Genomic DNA, 21,987 nt, shown 5'->3' on the forward strand with positions numbered 1-21,987 from the left:
ACGGTCCTACTCACCGGGTTCATCGCCCGGCGGGATGGCGGCGCCCAGCCAATGCTCGGCGAGCACATACACCGGTCGGGTCAGCAGATCGAAGACATCGAGCGTGCCGAGCAGATCGTCGCGGAACCATGGCAGCGTCTCGGTGACCGCGTCGGCCAGCGCCCCGTAGCGGCCGCGGTAGCCCATCAGCACCGCCCGCATCGCTGGCGCGCGCAATCGCTCGACGAAACGGCAGTGGAGCAGTGTGAGTCCGGTGGTCGTTCCGTCCTTGGTTTCGGGAATGTGGAGCACCGTGCGGCCGTCGCTGCCACGGGCCACCGTGACCTCGCGCTCGTAGGCAGCACGGTGCTTGCTGCCACGCAGCTGCGGGTTGGTCACCGTGCGCGATTCGACGCCGAGCGCCGTGCCGCCGCGATCAGTCAGCCAGATCGTTATCTCCGGGCCGCTGGCCGATGCCACTTGGCCCTCGATGCGGTATCGCGACCAGCCGGTGACTTCAGCCACTGCCGGGTCGAGCGCGGCCAGCGTGCGCAAGGCCGCGTACGACAGCCGATCCCTCGGCGCACCGGCTTCGAGCGCTGCCGCCACCAGCATCGAGTCGAGCAGCGTCTCATCCGCACGCGAGATGCCCACGGTGACGGTCTTGGCCTGGTGCTTGATGGTGTCGACCGGCCGGGTCAGCTCGTCGATGGCGATATTCAGAGCATCGGTGAAGTCGTCGATCACAACCGAGGGCAGCCCCACCTTGCCGATGTCCGCCTGGTACATCTCCAGCGGCGTCATGCCCACTGCGTAGCGCAGCACCGCTCCGAGGCGAGCTGCGGTGCCTGCTCGCAGGTGCCCGTCGTAGCTGCCTGCACGCACGCCGTCGCGGAAGCGATTGGCCGGAGCGCGCAGGCGCTCGGCCAGCACGGCCAGCAGATCCCCCTCGCGGCCGGAGGCCGCGGACGATGCGTCAGCGCGGCCGCGGGCCGCCGGCAATGACCCGTCGCTGCCGGCAACCGCGAGCAGCGATTCTGTGCTGGCGCGCATCTCGCGCAGCGGATCGGCCAGTGCGTCGATCGTCAGCGCCGCCTCGTAGCCGTACAAGTGACCCGCGGCCGTGGCCAGCATGAAGTCCACTGCCGGATGCACGGCGGGAACCTCCAGCAGCTCCGCCGCGGCGTCAAAGCGGCCGGTGCCGGCCGAGGCCACCACGATCGGAGTTGCCCGGTGCGCCCGGTAGATCGCCACCTCCTTCGCGGCGTCGTCGGCGACAGAGCCGGTGAGGCCCGTCGCGCACACCCAGATGAGCGGCTCGCACGAGAGGTCGATGTGCTTCTTGTCCTCGGTCCCGTCCTCGGCTACGGCGTGGTAGCAGACCTCGGACAGCTTGATGCGAATCTCACGGGACGCGATCCGGTTGGCGCCATTGCCCACCACGGCCCAGTGGCGGTGGGCGCCCACGTGGCGCCGCGCGATCCGGGCGATCTCGTCGTGCGATGCGAGCACGGTTTCGAGTGCGGCGGGCAGCTTGCCCAGCGCGCCGAGCAGGTCGCTGATGGCGCCGGTCGTCACGGCGTCGTCGGGGCGGATGTCGGCAGCGATGGCCGAAGCGAGCAGTGCGCACGCCGCGACCTGCGCGTAGAAGGCCTTGGTGGACGCCACCGACATCTCCACGTCGCGGCCGTCGGAGGTATAGAGCACACCGTCGGCTCGGTCGGTCAGGTCACTGCCGCGCCGGTTGACGATGGCGATCACGGCCGCACCACGGGCGCGAGCGAGATCGACCGTGCGGTTGGTGTCGGTGGTGGTGCCGGACTGGCTGACAGCCACGACGAGCGTGTCGGACAGGTCGGCGTGCAGGCCGAAGCCGCTGAACTCGGTGGCCAGGGGCGCCGTCACCTCAACGCTGCGCAGCGTGCGCGATGGCGCCAGGACGGTCTCGAAGAAATGCGGCAATGACGACGCTGCGGCGGCCGCCGTGCCCTGGCCGATGGCAACGATGCGGCGGATGGAACCGTCGCGCAGCCGGGACCGGACATCGGCAGGCAGGGCGTCGGTTCCAAGTCGCGCGTGGCGCAGCGGGCCGGCTGTGGCCGTGTCTATGCGGCCACGCAATGTGGCTGTGTCGATGCGGCCACGCAATGTGGCCCGGAGCGACCGGGGGGCCTCGCCGATCTCCTTCAGCAGGAAGTGCGGGTGTTCGCCCCGGTCGATGTCACGGGTGGTGACCTCGGCGGTGACGATGTCACTGGCTTCGACGGGCAACTCCGAACCGTCGTAGGAGCAGCGCCGCAGCGCGGTGAGCTCGGCTATCGCGCCAGTGGGCGCACCGACCAGCATGATCTGGCCGCGGCTGCCCACGGGATTCGCCGGATCGGACGGGGTCTCCCCATCGAGGCGGACGTACTGGCGGCATTCCTCCACCAAACCGTACGGCTCGCTGGCGACGACATACGACGGGCCTGTCGCACCCACGTACAGCGCCTGCCCGCTCCCCCGCAGCGCCAGCGCCGCCACATCGGGCATCGCGGAGACATGCGCCGCTATCGCCACCGAGCCCTCGAAGCTGCTGACGGCATCAGCGAAGGCTTGCCGAAGCTGTTCTGATCCAGCGAAGGCTTGCCGAAGCTGCACTGAACTACCGGTGGAGCGCGCGCCGTTCGAGCTTGCAGCGAGTGCCTGGCGCAGCATCGTCGGGATGACCTTGGCGTCGGTGGTGATTTCGGGCGCAATCTGAAGACGTCGCTGCGCGATCAGGTCGGCGTAATTGTCCACGTCACCGTTGAGCACAGCGGCGATGTGCGGAACATCGCCGCCAATCGAACCACTCCACGCGTCAAGAGGGTGCGTGTTGGGCACCGAAACGATGCCGATGCTGGCCCAGCGCGTGTGGCCCAGCACGACCGTCTCGGCACCGTCGGCACACAGAGCCCAGCGCAGCAGGCTGTCCTGGCGCATCTGCGATCTCAGGGTGGCCGTGTTGTCACCGAGCTCTCCGATTTCCGATGCGGTCTTGTACACGAACGCCAGCCCATTGCCGGTATCCCGCGCCGCACCGGCACCGAAGAGCGGGTCAGTGAGCCGTCCACCGTGCCCGCCACCGGCACTGCCGGTCTCGGCGTCGAGGCGCGCTCCGTGAACGAATACCTGCAGCCCGGCCGAGTCCCGCCCTCGAACCTCGAGACGGTCGAGCGCGGACAGCGCCACCTGGATCGACCAGAGTCCGCCCACGGCTGCTGCCGGCGGCGTGGCACCCCAGAGTCCGACTACTTCGCGCGCCATCCGCAGACGGTCTCGGCGCAATGCGAAGGCGTGGTCGGCTAACTCGCTCAGGCAGGCATTGATGCGCTCGATTCGGGCGCCCTCGTGACCGGGCAGCACGTCGCCCGCATCAACGGCCCTGTTGATGTCGTCGACGAGCGCTTCCACCGTCGCCAAGGCGGTCTCGATGTCGAGCACGCACTTAGGGTCGGATACCAGCAGGCGGACTCCAGGCAATGATCGCAGCGCTTCGTCGGCGTCTCGCAGCACCGTGGCGGCGGCTTCCAACCGCTCGAGGGGGTCGCCGCCGTCAAAGGGAGTGTCGAAGCTGCCCCCAGACGCTGCGGCGGCGAGCAGGTCGGCGGCTTCGTGCAGCCGCGGGATGACGGCGGAGGCCTCCAGCGCAACTCGGTCGTCGCGGCGGCCGACGACGGCCACAATCCCGCACACAACAGCGAGGGTACCGAGCACCCGACGGCCCCCCGAGGCGGAGCCGGATTCGTGACTAGGCGGTGCCGGCCGCGCCGACGCCCTCGACGATCACGTCGGTGAGACGGTCCGACAGATCCATTGCCTCGCGCTCGGTCGGGGCTTCGACCATGATGCGGATGACCGGTTCGGTGCCGCTGGCACGCACCAGCACGCGCACATCCGGACCTGCCCCAGCGGCGATGTTGTCGACCGCACGCTGAGTTGCATCGGCGAGCGGTCCCGGGTCCGCGGGCACATTGCGGAGCACCTGCGGGGCAACCTGCATCGCCTGCAAGGAAAGCTCAGCGCTTGTGAGCGCCGAATCGCCGGCTGCCCGCCGGGCAACAAGGTCGGCAAGGTGCACGGCGCTGCGCAACCCGTCGCCGGTGGTGGCCTCATGTCGGAAGACCACGTGGCCTGACTGCTCGCCGCCGAGACAGTGTCCGCCCGCCTCCAGTGCCTCGAGCACCGCACGGTCCCCCACTGCGGTGGTGACCACTTCGATGCCGGCCTCGGACATGGCCCGGCGCAGCCCCATGTTGGACATGACCGTCGCGACCAGCGTGTCGCCCGCGAGCAGGTCCCGCTCAGCCAGGTCAACGGCGAACAGTGCCATCTGGCGATCACCGTCGATGACCTGCCCCTCGCAGTCCACCGCAATCATCCGGTCGCCGTCGCCGTCGAATGCGACGCCCAGATCTGCGCCGACGTCGAGCACCGCCGCCCCGAGCGTTCCAGGGTTCACCGATCCGCAGCCGTCGTTGATATTGCGTCCGTCGGGCTCGCAGAACAGTGCGGTGACCTGCGCCCCCAGCCGCTGCAGCGCTGCAGGTGCGAGCGATGCGCTGGCGCCGTTCGCGCCGTCCACCACGAGGTGCAGACCGTCGAGCGTGCGGCCGTCGACGGCGGCACGCAGCGAGTGCTCATAGGCATCCAGCACTCGGTCCAGCTCATTCGGCGACGCCGCCTGAGCTCCAACCGCGCCGGCAGCGGGCGCAGCATCCAGCCGACGTGCGATCTCTGCCGCGGACGGTCGGTCGCCGTGCGTCAGCCGCAGTTCGTCGAGACACTGGGCGACGGCGGCCTGCTCGGCATCGCTGAGCTTGGTACCGCCCGCTGCGAACAGCTTGACGCCATTGTCGTGCCACGGATTGTGGGACGCCGAAACCACGGCGCCCGCCGTGTCGAGGCGCTGGGCTGCAAATGCCACAACGGGGGTGGGCGCGATGCCGAGGTCGATGACCTCAGCCCCGGTCGCTCGCAGGCCAGCAACGAGCGCCCGTGCCAGCGCGGGACCCGACTCGCGTGTGTCGCGGCCAACCGACCAGCGCGCAGCCTCATTGCCTGCAAGAAGCGCCCGGTTCGCAGCGCGCCCCAGCGCGTGCGCGACCACCTCGTCGATCTCGTCGAAGGCCCGCCCTCGAACGCCGTCGGTTCCGAAGAAGACGTGGCTGTTCGCGAGGCGACCCGCGTGAGCACTCATTGCTTACCGCTCTTGTTCGCTTCGCTCACGGGCCGCTCGGGCCACGGCTTCGCCGTTCGGCTCAGCCTCCGAGGTGGGTTCCACGCCGGGTTAGCGCTTGGAGTACTGGGGCGCCTTGCGGGCCTTCTTGAGGCCGTACTTCTTGGATTCCTTCTTGCGGTCGTCGCGATGCAGCAGGCCGGCCGACTTCAGCGTCGGCCGCACCTCAGGATCGAGCACCAGCAGCGAGCGGGCAATGCCCAGGCGCAACGCGCCGGCCTGACCTGCCACCCCGCCACCGTCCACCGTGGCGCTGACGTCATAGCTCGCGGCGGCTTCGGTGAGTCGCAGCGGCTCGGTGATCTCCATGCGGTGCACCGACGAGGTGAAGTACTCGTCGAACGGGCGACCATTTACCGAGATGTTGCCGCTGCCGGGCACGAACCTCACCCGGGCGACGGCACGCTTGCGGCGGCCAGTGGTCTGCGTCAGCGGAACGGGCACGAATTCGAGGTCTTTCTCGTCGGGTATGGCGTATCGGCTACAGCGTGCGGAACCGTGCCTCAGCGCGCCAGGGCGTGAGGCAGCGGCAGCGGCTGGGGCTGCTGAGCGGCATGGGGATGGTCGGGCCCGGCGTACACCTTCAGCTTGCGCAGCTGAGCGCGGCCCAGACGGTTGTGCGGCAGCATGCCGCGAATGGTGCGCCGTACCGCGTCGGCCGGCCGGCGGGCCAGCAGGTCGCCGTATTTCTCGCTGTGCAAACCGCCGGGGTAACCCGAGTGGCGGTGCACGAGCTTGTTCGTGGCCTTGTCACCGGTCAGCACCACCTTGTCGGCATTCACCACAACGACGTGGTCACCGCCGTCGATATAGGGGGCGAAGGTGGGCTTGTGCTTGCCGCGCAGGATCTTGGCGACCTCGGTCGCCATGCGGCCCAGCACCATGCCCTCGGCATCGACGACGAACCACGAGCGTTCGATCTCAGATGCTTTGGGGGCATAGGTGCGCACGCTGGAACTCCGCATGGGGTCGACTGCGAGACAGACTCCAAGAGGCTACCGGGCAGCAGCCACCACGCTGCAGGGCACCAGCAGTCGCAGTACCGCTACAGGTGCTGTTTCGAAGTGTCAGCCGATCGCTGCCACCGGCACCGTGTCGCGCCCGGCCCGCAACAGGGTTCCCGGTCGCGCATCGGTGAACTCGCCGCCGCTGACGGCGACCTGGCCGTTGATCAGCACCGTGTCGATGCCGTCGGCCTCGCCGTAGAGCCGCCATGCGCCGCCGGGCAGGTCCTCGCGCACCTCGATCGGCTTCGGCGCCACCCCGTCAGGGTCGAAGACCACGACATCGGCATGGCAGCCCTCCGCCAAACGACCGCGGTCCGCGAGGCCGTACAGGCGGGCGGGAACGTCGGTGAGCTTGTGTACGGCATCTTCCAGCTCGAGCATCTGGCGGTCACGGGCTGCGGCCAGCAGGTAGGTCGAGTAGTTGAACGTGGCCAGGAAGTCGAGATGCGCACCCGCGTCCGATGCGCCGATCACGCAGCGGTCGTCGTTCCACAGCTCCTGGCGCAGTGCCCAGCTGTCGTCGTCGTCGCCAGCGGCACGCGGGTAGAGACCGGTCTTGAGATCATCGGCAACCACTAAATCGCACAGCGCCTCCCACGGGGTGATGCCCTGCTCGTCGGCAATCTCGCCGATCGTGCGACCTTCGAAGTGCGTGAGCTCGGGCTTGGTGACCTCGCCAACCGTGAGACGCTCCCAGCGGGCCACGCCCCGGAATGCGCTCGGCAGCTGGGCGAGATCGTTCAGCTCGGCACGGCGCTGCGGGTCGGCCAGCAGCTGCATCTTCTCTGCCGGCGGCAGCGCCATGGGCTCGGCCCAGCCGTGCAGCGTGTCGAGCAGGAATCCGCTCTCGAAGCACAGGCGGCTGACCGCTGGCATCGGGGCGGTCAGCGCCACCACACGCCCGCCCTGGCGAGCGGCGAAGTTGCTGGCTTCGAGCTTCTGGGCGATGACATCTCGATGCCGGCCGTTGGCGAAGATCACGTTCCAGTTGAGCGGCCGGTCCGCCGCCACTGACATGTCGGCAAGCAGCTGGTACACGTCGGTGTCGAAGCGCTCGATGGTCGGGATGAACTCGAGAGCCACCGCCGGACTCGACCGCAGCACCGAGCACAGCTCGATGAGCTCAGTGGTGGAGGCGTGGCGCGAAGGCACCGCCTCGCCGGCGGCGTCGTTGTGCGTCTTGGCCCACGACGAGCTGAAGCCCAGCCCGCCCGAGGCGATGCTCTCGGCCAGCAGCTGCTTCATGGCCTCGAGCTCGTCGGGCGTGGCCTCGTGGCCCACCGAGCGCTCCCCCATCACGATCCGCCGCAGCGCGCAGTGTCCCACCAGGAACCCCGCGTTGGGCATCAGCGTGCCGTCGATCGAGTCGAGATACTCGCCGAAGCTTCTCCAGTCCCACGGGACGCCCTCTTGCAGCGATTCGAGCGGCATGCCCTCCACCCGGGCCAGCATCCGCATCAGGTAGTCGCCGTGGTCGGGCTCGAGCGGGGCGATCGTGAAGCCGCAGTTGCCGCCGATGACCGTGGTGACACCATGCAGAGGTGACGGGGACAGGGTGGTGTCCCAGAAGACCTGCGCGTCGAAGTGGGTGTGGATGTCGACGAAGCCGGGTGCGACCACCCTGCCGGACGCATCGATCGTGCGCTCGGCAGGCCCCGCCGCCGCAGTGGCTTCGTTGCCGACGGCCACGATGCGGCCGTCGCGGATGCCGATGTCGCCCTCGGTGCGCGGCGCACCGGTGCCGTCGATGATCGTGCCGCCCGCAATCCTGATATCGAGCATCTGCAGTGTCCCCCTGTGAGTCAGCGGTGCAGCTCTGCCGGCATGTGACCGTGCCCGCACCGCTCCCAGCGAAGTTACCGTGCCAGCGGTGAACGAACATGAGGCTGCTGAGAGTTCCGTGCAGCGGACGGTGCGGCTGGATCTGGCCTACCGGGGCACCGGCTTTCGCGGCTTCGCAGCCAATGAGGGCGTTCGCACGGTGGCCGGCGAGGTGAGCGCTGCGCTCGAACGCCTCTTTGGCGAAGCGCCCGTGCTGACGGTGGCTGGCCGCACTGACGCGGGCGTGCATGCCACGGCACAGGTGGTGTCGTTTCGCATCGGCGGCGAGGGGCTCCGTCGGATCACCGGAAGCCGAAACGACGACAACCAGCCGGAAGGCCAGTCGGACAACGTCGGCGAACGTGGCCGGCTCGAGAGGCTGGCGTCCTCGTTGAACCGCCTGCTGAACCCGGAGATCGCCGTGACAGCGGCGTCACTCGCTGAGGACAGTTTCGACGCACGTCACTCGGCCACCGCCCGGGCGTATGAATACCGCGTCCGCAACGCTGCCCATCCCGATCCCCGCTGTGCCGACCTCGAATGGCACGTTGCGGCTCCGCTCGACATCGGTCAGATGAATGCCGCCGCTGGTCACTTCGTGGGCGAGCACGACTTCACTTCGTTCTGCCGCCGGCCGAAGGATCGTCCCGACGCCTCGCTGGTGCGCACCGTGTCGAGGGCGCGTTGGTCGGCCGAGGGCGCCCAGTTGCTCTTCGAGATCGAGGCCAACGCCTTCTGTCACCAGATGGTGCGGGCCATCGTCGGCCAATGCGTGGCGGTGGGGCGCGGCGACCGGGCAGCCCGCGATGTGCTCGGTGTATTGGCTGCACGCAGCCGGGACGCGGCAGCGGCCATCGCGCCGCCGCACGGGCTGACGCTCGTCGCCGTCCGCTACGCAGACAGGTAATCGACAATCGGCACGGCGGCGACAGCCGTCTGGGCTGCTACTGCTCGGAGCGGAACACCTCGATGCGGTTGTCGAGGTTGAACCATAGCGCGATGTGCTCTTGCACCTCGGCCGCCGTGATCTGCTCGAGGACTGCCCGCCGCTGTTCGGGCGTGCCGACATTGCCGTCATCGGCGTGGTGGCGCCGCAGGAGCGGGTTGATGATCGCAGAGTTCGACTCGAGCACGTAGTTGTCCCGCGTCACCGAGATGGCCTGCTGGAGGTCACGGTCGGCGGGACCGTTGGCAATCAGCTCCGCCACCGTGTCGATGATCGCGGCGTGGCTCGCGTCGAGTCCGTCTGACGGCCCGGTGGCGCTGATGCGTGCTGTCCATCGGCCTGTGGCGTCGTCGGGTGAGATCGACGAGCCGACCGAGTAGGTGTCGCCTAGTTCCTCGCGCACCCGACCGACCAGCAGGTCATCGATGACCGCCGATGCCACGTCAGCGAGGACGAGGCTCCTGGTGGTGAGCGCCGTGGAGGCGCCGAACACCATGTCGAGACCCGCCGAGCCCGAGTCGGCCTCGACCGGGATCGTGACGCGCTGGACGCCCGACGGGAAGCCGGGGTTGTGGTCGGTGAACGTGTCATCGGGGCCGGCGGGCAGCGTGCCGATGTAGCGCGCCGCCAAGTCCGCCACGGTGGCCCGGTCGATGTCGCCGACAACGGCCACCAGCAGATCGTCCACATCGCTCAGCCGGGCCTGGTAGAGGCCGAGCAACGAGTCTGCGGTGGTGGCGTCGATCTGCTCTTGGGTGGCGATGAACTGGTACCAGGGGCTGCCTTGGTACTGCGCTTCCAGCAGTGCCAGCTCGGAGATCCACTGCGGGAAGGTCTCGGCGTTCGCCAGACGGGTCTGCATCACTTGGATCTGCTCGTTGACCGCCACCTCGGTGATGCGCGGCTCGGTGACGTGCAGATGCAGCAGCGCGAAGAGCGCTTCGAGGTCGTCCGCCCCGGCAGCGCCGGAGAACCCTTCGGAATGCTCGGCGATGAACGGGCTCACCCGCGCCGTGGTCGTGGCCAGGTACTCGTCGAGCTGGGTGGCTGTCGCGTCGCCGACGCCGCTGGAAGTGACCGCGCCGACAGCGTGCCGCACCAAGGCCGAGTCGCCCACCGACAGCGACGACCAGCCGCCCAAGCCCTCGGCGACAACATTTACTTCGCCGGCGGCGATGTCCGAAGGCACGAAAGCGACACGCGCACCGTTGGGGAACTCCCACTCGTAGGCATCGGCGAACAGGGCCAACGCCGACTCTTGTGACGGGGCGACGGGATCGGGCCGCGCCATCAGCGTCTCGACCGCCTCCTCTGCGGGGGGCGGGGCCAACGGCACAGCCGCTTCGACGGCTGCGAGGAGCTCTTCTGCGGTCGGGACCGCTGACGGGTCGGGACCGATGGACACGACGAGCGGCGGCGCGGCGTCGAGCACCCAGCGCAGGTGTGCGGTGGCTTCTTCGATCGTGTAGCTGTCGAGCAGCGCGCTCAGCCGAGCCACCCGCTCGGGCGTCGACGAGATATCGGCACCGCTCAGGAAGTGCTCCGCGTAAGCGAACGAGTACTCCCGGTCCTGACGGGTTTCCTCGCTCTCCAGCGCAAACTCAAGCGTCGTCCGGAACGCGCTCACGGCCTGCTCGAGCTCGGCTTGAGTGAAGCCGAAGTGCGCCGCACCCTCGACGACGGAGATGTAGTCGGTAGTGGCTTGGCTGAGGTCTGGGCCCTGATAGTTGGTGCCGTAGAGGCGCAGTCCGCGGGCGGCAGCGAACGAACTGAAGTGCGGCTCGGTGGCCTGAGCCATCAGGCCCGCTCGATGAGCGGCATCGAGACGGATGTCGAGCATACGGGCAATGAGGTCTTCCAGCAGCAATAAGCGCTCGCCGCCGACCGTGCCCTGTGGCCAGGCGGGCAGCTGCCAGTCCAGCGAGATGTAGACGGGGCCGTGGTCGGGGTGCGTGACCACATCGGTCACCGGCTCGTCGACGAAGTCCGCGATGAAGGCGGAGCGGTCGGGCTGCGGCGGCGCCGAAGGCGTGCGCGCGGCCAAGTCATCGAAGTAGAACTCCACCAGCGATTCCAGCTCGGTGGCGGGCCGGTCTCCCACCACCACCACGGCCATGTTGCCTGGCCGGTACCAGGTGTCGTAGAAGTCCCGCAGGGTCTCTGCGGTCATCGAAGAGTTGGACTGCTCGCTGCCGCCGATGAGCATGCCCTCATAGACCGTGCCCGAGTAGTAGATCGCGTCGAGGAAGTTGCCGATGCGGCCCGACGCCGACTCGTCACGGAGGCGGTATTCGTCAAGGATGATGCCTCGCTCGGCATCGACATCGTCGGGCAGGAGCGTGGCCGCTGACGCCCACTCCGACAGCACCGTGAATCCCAAGCCCAGCGCCCCCGGGTGGTCGAGCTTGAAGTCGAGGATGTAGACGGTCTCGTCGGGGCTGGTGTAGGCGTTCAGATCGGGCCCGAAGTCGGTGCCGAAGTCGCGCAGCACCTGGGTGAGCTCGTTCTTGGAGTAGAGCTCGGTTCCGTTGAACATCATGTGTTCCAAGAAATGAGCCGCACCCTCGGCGCCGTCGGGATCGAGCACACCGCCTGCGTTGACCACTAAATGCATCATCACTGCACTGCCGGGTGAGTCATTCGAGCGCACGTAGTAGGTCAGCCCATTGGGAAGCTCGCCGATCAGGACATCGGGATCAACTGGCAGCGGGGTGGCATCGGGGTCGGTCGGGTCGTAATCATTGAACGCGCCGAGATCAACGGGGTCACCGATGGACTCGGCAACGGCCTCGTCTGCAGGCGCTGGCCCGGCGTCCGGTTCCGTCTCTGCCACCGGCTCGGGCTCGTCCGCAGGGTCGGAGTCGTCGACAGCCTCAACGGGTTCCGCGTCGTCGTGGACTTCGGCCGCCTCCTCTTCGGACTCGTCGGGCTCGGCGATCGCGTCGTTGTCGTCGGGAGCGCAAGCTGCTGCCACCAGAGCGGCTGCAAAGAGCAGTGCGAGAAGTCGGCGCCATGGGGCTGGATTCATCGAAGGACTCACCTTTCGACCGGCGGATGCGACACAGCACGGTACCCGTGAATCACCGGCCAGAGACCCCAGGCGAAAGATGAATGCACACCCAGACTCAGAGTGCTCGAAGTCGCTCCAAGAGCCGTTCCGGCGACCCAGCACACGCCTCAATTTCGGTTGTCGTCATGGCCTCGCGCCAGCCTTCGCCTGTGTCGACCAGAACGGCAGGCAACGCCGACGCGGCGACGAGCTGAGCGGCCGTGGCCTTGTCGCGATGAACCAGATCGAGTTCGACTGGCGAGGATGAGCAGGCCTGCTTCCATGAGCGTGAGCCGAACGGGTTCCAACCATGAGTGATGTCACACAGGGCGCAGCTGGCGCGCCCTGTCAGCTTGGCGAGGGCGTATCTGAGTTCGCCAGTCAACGTTCCGTCTGCGTCGTAGATGCCCACCATCCGCACTTGCCGCACCATATCGCCGGGCGAGAACGCCCCGGCCGCGGGCTGCACGCCTGGGCGACGCTGAAGTTCCGGCTTGGGCTGGCATAATCGCCCGGGCGTTCGACCGCGTGGTGCTCAGATGACGATTCACCTTCCCGACCTTCCGTACGCTCCTGACGGTCTGGCGCCGCACATCAGCGAGCGGACCATCAGCTTCCACTACGGCAAGCACCACGCCGGCTATGTCAACACGGTGAACGACAGGATTGCAGGCACACCAGACGAGGGCCGTTCACTGGAGGACCTCGTTCGCTCACTGCCAGCAGGCGGCTTGTTCAACGCTGCGGCTCAAACCTGGAACCACAACTTCTACTGGCAATCGATGTCGCCTGGCGGCGGCGGTGAGCCCGACAGCGATCTCTCAGCAGCACTGGCCGCGAGCTTCGGCAGCGTGGACGCGTTCCGGGCCGAGTTCGCAGCCGGAGCGGTCGGCAACTTCGCCTCGGGCTGGGGCTGGCTGGTCTTCGACACCCCCGACGGCGACGGCGCGAGCTCGCTGCGGATCGTCCAGACCGACGATGCCAGCACGCCGATCGCCAGCGCAGCCGCGACCGGGTCCCAGCTGGTACCGCTGCTGGTGATCGACGTGTGGGAGCACGCCTATTACCTCGACTATCAGAACGCACGGGCGGCGTACGTGGACGCGTTCGTCGAGCACCTGATCAACTGGGAATTCGCCTCGGCCAACTACGCCGCAGCCCTTCGCGCCCATGCGTAGGTCGAGACCCGCCCATTGCCGACTTCAGGCGGGCAGCCGGTGACCCTCATTCCCTCGGCCATCAGGCTGGTGATCGGCTGCGTTCTGGGCTGCATTTCTGACGCGAGCGAAGAACTCCTCGGCCTCTTTGCGCACAGCCTCAGCAGGTGACCCGAGGCTCAGGAACGCGTACAGCGACGCTTCTCTCGCAGTGACCGCGTCAGCAGTCTCGGTGTCGACGCTGTTCAGCAACCGCGACAGTTCAGCCACAGCACCGTCTCGGTCTGCCTGGTCGGCCTGCATCAACGAATCGAAGCCCAGCTCAGCAATCCTGAATCGCTGCTCAATATCAGACTCGGCAAGCTCCGGCTGTGTCATGGGGATCAGAACGCAGTCGGGTCCGCCAGACGGCAATGGATGACCGGATGCAAAGATGCGGTCCCACATCTCCTGAGCTGCCACCGTCACGCCAATGACCCCGTGCTCTCGGGCGTGATCTCTTGGATCGAGTCCATCATCACGGACCAGCCGTCGATGCTGTAGCTGTACCCGAGGAGTTCGTCGTCGAAGCTGGTCATGGGCAGCACGACGAGCCGCCCTTCGATCTGCCGTGATTCGTCGTCTCCGTCGGACGAGGGGTAGGTCATGGCGCGAACCTGCCTGCCGCCCCAGCCCTTCTTGTCGGCATCGATCAACTCGCTGTCCAACTCGTCACTCGCTGGTGGACTCATGTCTCTCCGTCTCTCAGGATGTGAGACGCACAGTACGCAGGGGGTGTCACAAGCTCACCGGCCCGGCGAGTGTCAGCGGCGCGAAGTCTCCCGACGGCATCGCAATCGACCTACGGATACGTCGACGCCTCGCCGCATCGGCTACGTCGTCGGCGCGACGTGCTGGGGGACGTGCTCAGTCGGGGCGAGGCGGTGGCGTGAGGTCGATGCGAACCTTGGCGAGCTCGCTCGCGAGCCACGAGTCGATCTCGTCATCGAGTGCGCCTGCGCGACTCAGGTACTCCAGCAACTCCTCTTGCCGGGGCTGGCCGATGGCCAATCGGTAGGCCCCCAGCATTCGCCGGAGCCGGGCAAGCTGGGTCTCCTCGCAGCTCAGAGGCAGCATCGGCACCCATCGCTCGATTCGCGCCACAGCAGCAGGCGGGGCCTCGTCGGACGCGACACTTGCTTCGCGGCCCATGGTCTGGACCGTCTCGACAGCATCTCGCTTCGCCGGATCGGTGTCCGCGCCGACAACTCTGTCATCGTCCGCCCGGCCGGGGTACACCCAGCAGGGCACCATCTCGTCCCGTCCGCTCGATCCCAACTGGAACAGGCGCTCCCAGACGTCTTCGCCGACCGCAGTGTCGGCGATCGCCGTCGTGCCCAACGCGCTGGCCAGATTGCGGCGCACAGCGTGGTTCTTGTAGCGATGCACGCGGCCTTCGCGCTGCTCCAGATCCACAGGATTGGACGGCAGGTTCCAGTGCACGACTGCGTGGCACCACAGATGGAAGTCGAGGCCCTCTTGGCCAACCGAAGTTGACGTCAGCACGAAAGGCCAGAACGGAGAATTGAATGCCGCCGAGACGTGCTCGTCCCGCTGCGCGCCGCTGTCGTCGGTCTGTTGCGTACCGTAGGCGACGGCAAATCGGTGCCTCATGGTGTGCGAGGCCTTCTTGGCACGCCCACGTCGGGCCTTGCCGTCGTCGCTGGTCACGATCCGGCCGTCCGATCGCTTGGCCGGTGTGTCGATGGTGATCGTCGAGGTCTGGATGCGCAGGGCCGCAGCGATCTTCGCGGATACGTCGCACACGGCGCGATGGACGCAGTGCTCGCCGTCGTTGCCCGAGTCCTGACCGCGCTTGCGGCGTCTCCTCTCCGCTGCGCGAGGACAGCTCGCACACAGACGCCCTGCCCAGCCGCGTTCGGCACCCTCGGGATCGCTGTGCGCAGCATCAATGCAGCCGCCTTCGTCGGGCTGAGCACCAACCCGCTTTTCGCTTTCTGTCCTTGGCGCCCGCAGAGGCGCCAGGTGCCCGAGCCAGTCACGAAGCACATGAGTGTGCTCATCGAGCAGCGCTCCAAGATGACCGCCGACGCAGTGCGCGACCGCCTTGCGCCAGTACGGCCATGCGGGTGAGTCCGACTCGGACCCGCCCGCTTCGGCAGACCGGTTCACCAAGGCCGCTGCCTCTGGACTGTTGAACAAGGACCGGAACGCGGCACCGATGTGCGCAGCCGCAGCCAGCATGGCAGGAGCAGCCAGCGGGGTGCTCGCGGCCGCCGAAGTGTCCGAGGCACCTCCCAGCACCGCAGCAAGCGAGCGCAGCGCGCATATCGCGGGGCCGCCGATGGCAAAGTCGGTGAGGACTGCCACCAGATCTTCGGGAAGTTCACCGAGTCGATCAGCCTCGCTCATTGGCACAGCGAACCACTCGGTCATCTCATCCTGGTCGGCGCCCGCGTCCCGCAGCGCGCTCTCCAGACGATGCTTCAGCCCCGACCGACGTCCGTCGGATCGGGTGCTCGGACCCGCGTTGTCGGCGGTTGTGTCCGTTCTTGCCTCACCTCCTGCCTCGCCATGGTGTTGACGCCGATGCAGTTCAGCGATCAGCAGCTTCCAGGCCCGATTGACGTGATCGGCAACCGCGTCGTGCTCGCCCGTGCTGCGCGCGTTGCGGCGCGAGCCGGCCTCCTCGTCGGAGACGACCGACTCGACGAGGTCATCAGCAGACCACCAAGACCATGGACCGAAGCGGTCCGGGGATCTGGCCACGTCGAGCAGCAGCGGCGCCAGCCAGTACCACTGCATGTCGCCACGACGTGCCGGTGTCAGGCTGCCGTCCCCTGCAGGAGCGCCCATTGCGTGCGCCAGCGAGCGGTCCAGCGCGGCTTGCTCTTCGGCGGCGAGCAGCGGTCGAAGCTCCCCGGCGATCCGTTCCGCCACCTGTGCTCGCAGATCAGCCAAGGGTCTCGCCGGGCCGGTGAAGCGTCCACCGGTGCCGATGCGGGGATCGCCCAATTCGGCGAGCGCAGGCGACGGGAGCATGAACTGCAGCGAGCTCATGGCTGCCGCACGGGTTTCCCGCGTGTGTTCCTCGGCATCCGCGCCCCGAGAACTCTCGATGCTCCGGCGAGTCAGTGTCAGATTTCCGCCGCCGTGCCGAGCTCGCTCGGAGGTGTACTTCACCGCGCCGTCACGAACCGTCCGGTCGGCACTGACATCGCCCGCGGTTGAGCCTCGCACTTCGCCGATCGTCCGACGCTCAGCCTCGTAGCTCACAAGGCTGGACACCGCCCGCGGCACGACACGCCATGCCGAGAAGACGAGCCGCTTGGTCAGCCCTGTCAAGCCAGCGCTTGCCTCCTCGCCGGCACCTGTCCCGGCGTCGGTCGAGTGGAGAGCGGAGTCGTAGGAGGTGCCGGCCCGGTAGTACGGGAGCGACGGCGGTATCCACAGCACCTCGAACGCGTCGCGGCGGTCAAGGTCTTCGATCAGCCAGCGCAACCGCGGATTGCAAGGATCGATCGCCTCGTAGCCCTCGACATCGCCCCAGTCGAGCATGGCCGCGCCGCCTGCGTCGAAACCGGCCAAGTCGCCGCACTCGGCCTGTTCTCGAAATGCCCGCTTGATGGCATAGTCGTCGCGACCCATGAAGTTGAGCGTGTAGGGACTCGATTTCCAGAACTCCATCGGATCGGTGATCCGATGCACAGCCTGACCCTTGACCGCTGGTCCAGCGGTGAGGCGCAATTGATCAGCTATCGAGCCGAGTTGCACGTAGGCCCGAATGTCGTCGGGCAGCAACTCGCTCTCGGCCTCGCGCTCAGCGAGCATCCCAGAGCGGTCCGGTGTCGCCGCGAGGCGCTCGGTACGCGACATGACCTGGCTCAGGCGATTCGACAGCTCCTCGCACTGCTGATGTGCTGCTGCAAGCGCAGTCTTCAGCAGACTGTCAGTGCCCTCGCGGACCGCGGTGTCGTTGCCGCGGGCATCGTCGAGGGCCTCCCCAGCGGCACCCAGGGTCGTGCCGCCGCTGCCGTCACCGCGGCTCAAGTCGAGCTGTCGGCGGGCCGCGTCGCCGACGCTGCGCAGCGATCTGCGCAGGTCGCCCAGCAGGTGCTTGACCTCCTCCGTCCTGTTCTCGTCGTCGAATAGAAACCTGCAGGTGTCGACGAAGTCTTCGTAGTGATCGTCGGACTCGTCGGCCGTCGAATACGACTTGTAGGGCGTAGCCGACAACAGCAGGCAGCGCACTTGCCGGTACTTGTCGTCCTTGTCGGGATCACTGTCGTCGCGGTGAGAAAAGAACGCCTGCGCATGCTCCGTTACCTCGGACTGATGCTCTTCGTCCGGATCCAGCAAGTCCTTGAAGCGTTGAAACTCGTCGAGGATCACCAAGTCGGGATTCAGCAACGAGATACCGGCTCGCGCCATGGCGTGGCGGACGTCTCGGATGAACTTCAGGCGGGACTCGTTGGCCTCGGATGTCAGCTTGCCGTCGCTGCGCTTCGGCGACTGCTCGACGAGTCGATTGAACGCCACCTTGAGCGACGGCTGTCCCTCTCGCTTGCGGCGCGCGTTGGTCCTGCGAACTTCTGTCGCGAAGCCCTTCCTGGCACGGCTCGACGCTCGCGCGTTGAGCTTGTCGAGGAGATCCTTGGCCTGCCTGTGGAGCTGCTTCTGGCGCTCGGCGCCCTTGACCGGGTGCCAGAAGATGCGACGAGCAGCGGCTGTGGCGAGCGGCGCGGAATTCCAGAGTGCAGACAGCAGTGCAGCGGCCAGCACTCTCTCCTCGATACGCCCGCTGCGGTTGCCCATCTTGAATGAGGTTGCCGGCGTCAGAGCGACAAGGTTGACCTTGGCATCGGCACCTGAGCCTGGCTGGTAGTCAGGGTGCAGCAGCATCGACAGCCTGTCCACGCGCTGGGTGCTCGAAATGCTCGAGGGCACGAGCTTGCGGATGTTCTGACGCGCTATCGCCGCGTTGGAGCAGATGTAGACGATGTCGTGACGCTTGTCGCCGATGCTGCCGAGCTTGTCGAGCACCTGCGCGACGACGCCTTTGGCGACGAAGGTCTTGCCCAAGCCCACCTCGTCGGCCACGAGGAACCTTGTGGTGCAGTCGTCGTCTTCGAACATGCGACGGAACGCGTACTCGGCGGTGCGACGCTGGAAGTCGCGCAGCTTGTCAAGTTCGACCTCGACATCGACGATGCCGGCACTGCTCATGGGTGACTGTCCTGTGCCTCCATCGCCGTTCGCCACACGGCCATGAATCGCTGGAACAGGCCATCGGGAGAAGGCTCCTGCGATCCTTGCCCGGCGAATGAATCCACCAACGGACGCAGCTCGCGCAGACGCTCGGGATCGATGCGCAGGGTTCGCAGCATGGCTTCGAGGACTGGCGCGGTCGCAGCCGCCGCCCGACGTGTCTCGCGGGCGGAGTCGTGGGATTCGATGGACGTTGCGGGGTTAGCCGGGACCTCGAATTGTCCTTCTGTGATCGGCTGCTGACCGGAGCGCAGCATCTCCGCGAGATACTCCATGAGTCGGCCATTGGTGCCGATCAGGCTGCGCATGATCGCCGTGTCGCGTGCAGCCTCAAAGTCGGCGGGCGCCGCCACGATCTCGACCGGCAGCAGTGTCGCCTTGCTCGTGCCGTCTGGCGCGGTGACTTCGACGCGAAACCACCGGCTCACATCAGCCAGCCCGACCTCGAACGTGAGGTCCAGCGGAGTGCCGATCTGCAGCGTTCGCGGCGGTACCGGGCTCAGCGGTCGCCCGGTGATCGACCAGTCGGCGACTTGGCCGGATTCGTCGCACCTCGCGCCGCCGCTCACGGGGCCACCACCTGCCCCATGCCCGTCGCTGAGCGACACCGGGTCGGCACTGCGAATGCGCAGCGTCACCCGGTCCCCCGACTGGCTCACCTCGGCGGTGAGTGCCAGCTTCGTCGCCAGGTGACGGCATTCGGCGTCGGTGTCGAAGCCTGAGCCCGGGTTGGGCTGTGGGTCACCTGGCGGCTCGTAGGGTGTGAACAGGTCGCGCAGTGCGACCTCGCCAGTACGGTCAGCGTGCGGCGAGCCGACCAGCGCGTCGATGCCGACCTTGCCGGTCGGCCCGTCGAGTTGCAGCAGCAGTTCGACGTTGCGGCTGAATGCCGAGTTGGTGGCATTGGCGGAGCCGAGAAACAGCGACGAGCGCAGGCCCTGACGGCCCTGGCGCTGCCGGTCGAACAGGTACAGCTTGGCGTGCAGGTCGCGCAGCGACGGCGATGAGGTTTCCTGCGTGGCTGGGGCAGTCGGATCGTCGGAGGAGTCGTCATCGGGGCCAGCGCGCGAACCGTCGTCATCGGCGCCTTCGCCCGCATCGTCGGACTCATCGCCCCCGGTCCCGTCGAACACCCACGTCTTGTCAAGGTGGCCGTCGGCGCGCAGGCATTCGATGGCCAAGTCCCGGAGTTCCTGCTCGCGGGCGACCAGTTCGGCGGCGCTGCCTGGCAACACGTTGTCGAAGAAGCCCCTGCGTACGAACGGCGATATCACCAGCGCACGGCTGGCGTCGTCGGGAAATGGCCGAAAGAACGCCCGGTCGCTGCCGCGGAGTTCGTCGGCGGCGAGTCCCAACGCGTGCATCTCGCCCCGATCGAAGCCATCCGGACAAGCGAATTTCGCGTCCCGCAGGTCTCGACAGAGGGACGCGACACGCTCGCGGTGCGCTTCGGCGCGCTCGGGCGGTATGGCCCGGCTGCCCGATTCGGCTTGCGCCAGGAGACTCTCGAAGATGTCCGCCAAGGGATCCAGCCAGATCGAACTGGGGTCAGAAGCACGTTCCTGGGCCGCATCGTCGAGGGAGGCATCGAACCGGACGACAGTGTCCCAGCTGCGATCCCAAGTCAGATTTCGGCTGCTGATCAAGACCCGCAGGCACCGACTATCGGCCACGGCAGCCGGATTGCCGCTCGACCGGTACCGCAGCACCCAGGCCTTGGCGTGTACCACCCCACCTCTCGGGGCGCTGACGCCGATCACACAGTCTTCGAGGAAGCTGAGCACGGGATGGGAGGCGACAGGAGCGGCTACGTGACCAACTTGGGCGAAGACGGTCAGCTTGTCGGCGCAGCGTCTCAGCGACGCCGTCAGACCCACCGGCGTCTGTACAGCCGCGCCGGGTGATGCCATTGCCGCGTCCACTGCGGCAACGCCTGCATCGGCAGCGCCGCCGCGGCTCAGGGCCAATGGCGCCGCCAGCAGCGCCCGCAGATCAAGGCTGTAGGTGACCGCCATGGCTGCCTCGAACTCGAAGCCTTCCGGCGGAGTCAGCGCATCGGACAGCAGCATCCGTTGGTCGGGCAGCAATGTCATCGGTCGCGCCCGTCGTCGATGGCCAGACACGAACCGGGCTGTCCCGCATTGGCAAGATCGGCCAGATAGCTGGTTACCTGATTCCAGCGAAAATCGAAGGCACCGCCAGTGAACGGCATGCCGCGGTCGATCCATGCCTTCAGCGGCCCCGATGCGTGAGCGGCTTGGCCCAATCGAACCCGGCCACCCTTCAGCTTGCGCTCGCGCTGCTTGATGTGCCAGCGGGTCGTCTCGTTGTCGAATGCCTCCGGCGATGTCGAGACCTGTCGGGCCATCTCGTGTACGAACTGCTGCAGATGGCGACTGGCCGGCCGCCCTCGCAGATGCTCCAGGTACGCCCAGAAGCCTTCGGCGGGGTCAGGATCGGCGAGGCTGCGATGCCATTCGGTCAGCCGCTTCGCAGTCTTCGACTCGCTGACCAGTCCAGCCCGCTCATTCAGCAATGCCATCCAGTCTTCGCGTTTCGATTCCGCCTCGTCGGCGGTGCCCCGCGCGCCGTTGTCACCTTTGGCGTGGGACTGCGAGGCGTGCTCGGCCAGCATGATGTTGTAGAGGATCCGCGGACCCTCGGTGACCGCGGACCCTCGGTGACCTCGGACACACATCGAGCGTGGCGCAGCGCGATGCGGTTGCGATCATTGAGCGTGTGCATAGGCAAGTCCTCAGGCATGGCCCACGGCGTCGTCCACGCCTGAACCTTCGCTGCCTCGCCGGAGCGACGGGCTTGGTCGGCGTAGTCGGCTGCATGCCGAAGCAGCGAATCTCGCGTCACCGCAGCCGATCGCAGCCGATCCACCAGCCACTCGGCCTCGGCAATCGACAGGTCCAAGCACTCCTTGTGCTCCAAGAGCCCGTCGGGTGGCGGCGGCAACTCGCACCACAGCCGCGGGCCTGTCTCGAGCCGGTTCCCGTCGTCATCAGTGTGAACCCAGAGTCTCGAGGCACTGCTGACGCTCGCGGCGGCCTGCCTGACCGATCCGTCGAACTTCCGAATCTCCCACGCCCCCAAGCCGCTCCAGTACAACGCGCTGGGCATCGTTCGCAAGGCGACGCGCGACCGCAATCCGATGACGCCTTGCCGCGAACCCAAGTGAGCCAGCCGGTCGATCAGCGTGACCTCGGCATCGCGCAGTCGACGCTGGAATGGCGTGCGGCTCGACTCGACGGCGACCCGCTCGAATATCCAAGGTATGAACAGGAAGTAGCGCAGGCGGGTCTGCGCCGTGGAGACGCCGGGAGCGATCTCGTCAGCGAGCGCGTCGCGGATGACGCCGAGACCGAGCGAGTCGAGCGTTCGGGGTTCCTCGAAGGTCGACAGCAGTCGCGTCACCTGCTCCTGCGCTGCCGTATCGCGGTCGAGCCAGGCAATCTCTGTCAACATGCTCACCGGTGCAGTCTCGTTCCGGC

The 21,987-nt window shown here is 67.3% G+C and carries 15 protein-coding genes; 2 read left to right on the forward strand and 13 right to left on the reverse strand.

Annotated elements, in window-relative coordinates; genetic code table 11:
• Window positions 1–6: 6 nt before the first annotated feature.
• The 5 genes from VI480_RS01325 to VI480_RS01345 all read right to left on the reverse strand — a co-directional run bounded on the left by VI480_RS01325 (window position 7) and on the right by VI480_RS01345 (window position 8,028).
• On the reverse strand, window positions 7–3,696 hold the full coding sequence (locus tag VI480_RS01325) for an SIS domain-containing protein (protein WP_323671012.1): 3,690 nt from the start codon (window positions 3,694–3,696) through the stop codon (window positions 7–9).
• A 55-nt stretch (window positions 3,697–3,751) separates the two neighbouring features.
• Window positions 3,752–5,200: a hypothetical protein gene (locus VI480_RS01330; protein ID WP_323671013.1), complete on the reverse strand. Its 1,449-nt coding sequence runs from the start codon at window positions 5,198–5,200 to the stop codon at window positions 3,752–3,754.
• 90 nt (window positions 5,201–5,290) lie between these two features.
• Window positions 5,291–5,683, reverse strand: a complete 393-nt coding sequence (rpsI, locus tag VI480_RS01335; RefSeq protein ID WP_323671014.1) for a 30S ribosomal protein S9 — start codon at window positions 5,681–5,683, stop codon at window positions 5,291–5,293.
• 59 nt (window positions 5,684–5,742) lie between these two features.
• Window positions 5,743–6,189 (reverse strand): 50S ribosomal protein L13, encoded by a 447-nt coding sequence (rplM, locus tag VI480_RS01340; RefSeq protein ID WP_416246610.1) that lies wholly within the window; start codon window positions 6,187–6,189, stop codon window positions 5,743–5,745.
• A 117-nt stretch (window positions 6,190–6,306) separates the two neighbouring features.
• Window positions 6,307–8,028: an N-acyl-D-amino-acid deacylase family protein gene (locus tag VI480_RS01345; RefSeq protein WP_323671016.1), complete on the reverse strand. Its 1,722-nt coding sequence runs from the start codon at window positions 8,026–8,028 to the stop codon at window positions 6,307–6,309.
• Window positions 8,029–8,116: 88 nt separating this feature from the next.
• Here VI480_RS01345 and truA point away from each other — a divergent pair, with 88 nt between their 5' ends.
• Window positions 8,117–8,974 carry a tRNA pseudouridine(38-40) synthase TruA gene (truA, locus tag VI480_RS01350; protein WP_323671017.1) on the forward strand — a complete coding sequence of 286 codons (858 nt, stop codon included), beginning with the start codon at window positions 8,117–8,119 and terminating at the stop codon, window positions 8,972–8,974.
• A 37-nt stretch (window positions 8,975–9,011) separates the two neighbouring features.
• Here truA and VI480_RS01355 read toward each other — a convergent pair whose 3' ends face one another.
• Window positions 9,012–12,041, reverse strand: a complete 3,030-nt coding sequence (locus VI480_RS01355) for a M16 family metallopeptidase (protein WP_323671018.1) — start codon at window positions 12,039–12,041, stop codon at window positions 9,012–9,014.
• A gap of 97 nt (window positions 12,042–12,138) precedes the next feature.
• Window positions 12,139–12,531 (reverse strand): hypothetical protein, encoded by a 393-nt coding sequence (locus VI480_RS01360; protein WP_323671019.1) that lies wholly within the window; start codon window positions 12,529–12,531, stop codon window positions 12,139–12,141.
• A 70-nt stretch (window positions 12,532–12,601) separates the two neighbouring features.
• On the opposite strand from VI480_RS01360, the gene VI480_RS01365 reads away from it, so the two are divergent.
• A complete protein-coding gene (locus tag VI480_RS01365) occupies window positions 12,602–13,240 on the forward strand; it encodes a superoxide dismutase (RefSeq protein ID WP_323671020.1) in 639 nt (212 codons plus the stop codon).
• A gap of 24 nt (window positions 13,241–13,264) precedes the next feature.
• On the opposite strand, the gene VI480_RS01370 is transcribed toward VI480_RS01365, so the two are convergent.
• The 6 genes from VI480_RS01370 to VI480_RS01395 all read right to left on the reverse strand — a co-directional run bounded on the left by VI480_RS01370 (window position 13,265) and on the right by VI480_RS01395 (window position 21,961).
• Window positions 13,265–13,687: a hypothetical protein gene (locus tag VI480_RS01370; protein WP_323671021.1), complete on the reverse strand. Its 423-nt coding sequence runs from the start codon at window positions 13,685–13,687 to the stop codon at window positions 13,265–13,267.
• Window positions 13,684–13,950, reverse strand: coding sequence for a hypothetical protein (locus tag VI480_RS01375; RefSeq protein WP_323671022.1), 267 nt, complete (start codon window positions 13,948–13,950; stop codon window positions 13,684–13,686). The genes VI480_RS01370 and VI480_RS01375 overlap by 4 nt, the downstream gene beginning before the upstream one ends.
• A gap of 175 nt (window positions 13,951–14,125) precedes the next feature.
• Complete coding sequence (locus VI480_RS01380) at window positions 14,126–18,445, reverse strand: helicase-related protein (protein ID WP_323671023.1); 4,320 nt, start codon at window positions 18,443–18,445, stop codon at window positions 14,126–14,128.
• A complete protein-coding gene (locus tag VI480_RS01385; protein ID WP_323671024.1) occupies window positions 18,442–20,580 on the reverse strand; it encodes a hypothetical protein in 2,139 nt (712 codons plus the stop codon). Before VI480_RS01385 ends, VI480_RS01380 begins: the two co-directional genes overlap by 4 nt.
• Window positions 20,577–21,029: a hypothetical protein gene (locus tag VI480_RS01390; RefSeq protein WP_323671025.1), complete on the reverse strand. Its 453-nt coding sequence runs from the start codon at window positions 21,027–21,029 to the stop codon at window positions 20,577–20,579. Before VI480_RS01390 ends, VI480_RS01385 begins: the two co-directional genes overlap by 4 nt.
• Entirely contained in the window at window positions 21,017–21,961 is a 945-nt protein-coding gene (locus VI480_RS01395; RefSeq protein ID WP_323671060.1) for a DUF6361 family protein, read from the reverse strand. The genes VI480_RS01390 and VI480_RS01395 overlap by 13 nt, the downstream gene beginning before the upstream one ends.
• Window positions 21,962–21,987 lie beyond the last annotated feature (26 nt).

Origin of the sequence: Candidatus Poriferisodalis multihospitum (assembly GCF_028283155.1) — a bacterium.
Taxonomy (GTDB): Bacteria; Actinomycetota; Acidimicrobiia; order Acidimicrobiales; family Poriferisodalaceae; genus Poriferisodalis; species Poriferisodalis multihospitum.

Coding starts and splice junctions, on each gene's coding strand:
- VI480_RS01330 (WP_323671013.1), bottom strand. CDS start 5,200: ATGAGTGCTCACGCGGGTCGCCTCGCGAACAGCCACGTCTTCTTCGGA.
- VI480_RS01345 (WP_323671016.1), bottom strand. CDS start 8,028: ATGCTCGATATCAGGATTGCGGGCGGCACGATCATCGACGGCACCGGT.
- VI480_RS01355 (WP_323671018.1), bottom strand. CDS start 12,041: ATGAATCCAGCCCCATGGCGCCGACTTCTCGCACTGCTCTTTGCAGCC.
- VI480_RS01365 (WP_323671020.1), top strand. CDS start 12,602: ATGACGATTCACCTTCCCGACCTTCCGTACGCTCCTGACGGTCTGGCG.
- VI480_RS01375 (WP_323671022.1), bottom strand. CDS start 13,950: ATGAGTCCACCAGCGAGTGACGAGTTGGACAGCGAGTTGATCGATGCC.
- VI480_RS01380 (WP_323671023.1), bottom strand. CDS start 18,445: ATGAGCAGTGCCGGCATCGTCGATGTCGAGGTCGAACTTGACAAGCTG.
- VI480_RS01385 (WP_323671024.1), bottom strand. CDS start 20,580: ATGACATTGCTGCCCGACCAACGGATGCTGCTGTCCGATGCGCTGACT.
- VI480_RS01390 (WP_323671025.1), bottom strand. CDS start 21,029: ATGGCATTGCTGAATGAGCGGGCTGGACTGGTCAGCGAGTCGAAGACT.
- VI480_RS01395 (WP_323671060.1), bottom strand. CDS start 21,961: ATGTTGACAGAGATTGCCTGGCTCGACCGCGATACGGCAGCGCAGGAG.